At 43.5% G+C, this 1,707-nt stretch carries 2 protein-coding genes and 1 pseudogene; 2 read left to right on the forward strand and 1 reads right to left on the reverse strand.

Features of this window, described 5'->3' with window-relative positions:
• Positions 1 to 190: pseudogene (locus tag F6K46_RS39590) on the forward strand (IS630 family transposase); the annotation flags it as partial.
• Here the strand turns inward: F6K46_RS39590 and F6K46_RS39595 are convergent.
• Positions 179 to 394, reverse strand: a complete 216-nt coding sequence (locus F6K46_RS39595; protein WP_293068953.1) for a hypothetical protein — start codon at positions 392 to 394, stop codon at positions 179 to 181. The pseudogene F6K46_RS39590 and the gene F6K46_RS39595 overlap by 12 nt on opposite strands.
• A gap of 104 nt (positions 395 to 498) precedes the next feature.
• Here F6K46_RS39595 and F6K46_RS39600 point away from each other — a divergent pair, with 104 nt between their 5' ends.
• Positions 499 to 1,176 (forward strand): response regulator transcription factor, encoded by a 678-nt coding sequence (locus tag F6K46_RS39600; protein WP_070392220.1) that lies wholly within the window; start codon positions 499 to 501, stop codon positions 1,174 to 1,176.
• Positions 1,177 to 1,707: the final 531 nt, after the last annotated feature.

Genomic DNA, 1,707 nt, shown 5'->3' on the forward strand with positions numbered 1-1,707 from the left:
TCCCGAAGTTAATCCTAGTGAAAGATTGTGGGAAGATCTCAAACAAGATTTGGCTTGGGAATTGTTTGAATCCTTAGACTCTTTAAGAGCAAAAATAGATAAAAGTTTAAACTCTTTATCTAATGAACTTGTAGGTAGTCTAACTGGGTGGTCTTGGATTTGGCAATCTTTATGTATGTCAGGACTTTAAATTTTTGGTATCAGCCAAAAGCGCTGTAGCCACGCTACCGGAACAGTTTATGCCCATAGCCAACGCTACACCGAACAGCTTTTCAATAAAATAAGCTGACGGCTGATGAATAAAATAAGCTGACGGCACCTCAAGTAGCGTGAGCCTTTGGCTGACGGCTGACGGCTGAATACTTACTAACTGATTAACCGGACTTACTATCAATCATCTTGGCAGTATCATGGAAAACTCGCGAATTTTTCTACAGTTGTCAAAAAATTGGTCATAATCAAAGATAAAACTCAGGTAATCATTCAGAGGTGCTGAAGATGAGGATTTTACTAGTAGAAGATGATGAGCGGATTACCGACGCCCTTGCTGAAGACCTCACCGACCAGCATTATGTCGTGGATGTTGCCAATGATGGTCAAGTGGGTAGGGAACTAGTAGAGAGCTTCAGCTATGATTTAATTTTGTTAGATGTCATGCTGCCAAAGATTGATGGTATTACCCTTTGCCGAAAGTTGCGCTCCCAAGGCGACCTTACTCCCATTCTAATGCTGACGGCTCGGGATACCATCAATGATAAAATTTTAGGACTTGATGCTGGTGCAGATGATTATCTAGTCAAACCCTTTGATTTAGGAGAGTTGTCCGCTAGGATTCGGGCCTTACTGCGCCGGGGAAATACTACTTTACCACCTGTACTGGAATGGGATTCTCTCCGCCTTGATCCCAGTACCTGTGAAGTCTTCTATGAAGACCGCCTCTTGTCCCTAAGTCCAAAAGAGTATGCTCTGCTAGAATTTTTCCTGCGCCATCCTCGCCGTGTGTTTAGCCGTGCTCAAATCCTGGAAAACCTCTGGTCCTTTGAACGACTACCAGAAGAAGCAACCGTTAAAGCTCATATCCGAGGTTTACGACAGAAACTCGATGCAGCAGGAGCTCCCTCTGATTTGATTGAGACAGTCTATGGTTTGGGTTATCGTCTGAAAGAAAATCCCTAATATCATGTCCTGATAATTATTGATAACAAACCTTCTGAGATTAAACCTTACTCCTTTCCTTCAGCATAGCTGCCTTCTGCCCTCTGCCTTCGATTCAGCGGAAGGGTGTAAGTATTCAACCGGACATGATATTACCGATTCGTAACCTCAGGTAAAGCTTCAGCAGAAACTCCCCCCTTAACGAGATTGGGGGGAGTAATTTTTCTACAGTAATGATCCAGTGCATTGATGAGCTATGTGTGGACTGGAGTTAAATTGACCGTGATCTCTATTGCACCATTGGTGACAAGTTAAGGAAAATAAGCCCTTGTCAAGGGGGTTTTAGCATTCCCTGAAGTGACAAGTAGCTCTACGAATAGCGTTGCTGATTAGCGTTGCGTCAGTCTTTGAATGAATTAGAGGATGTGCGATTCGTTGGGCATAAACCGGATAAAACCGGGGGACTGCCCGAAGGGGTAAAACCCTTTAACTGTATGATTCATGTAGGTTAAACTCCTACAGCCTTGATGTCAGGTTACTCCATATTCCTAG

The sequence above is a fragment of the Moorena sp. SIO3E8 genome (genome assembly GCF_010692445.1).
GTDB lineage: Bacteria > Cyanobacteriota > Cyanobacteriia > Cyanobacteriales > Coleofasciculaceae > Moorena > Moorena bouillonii.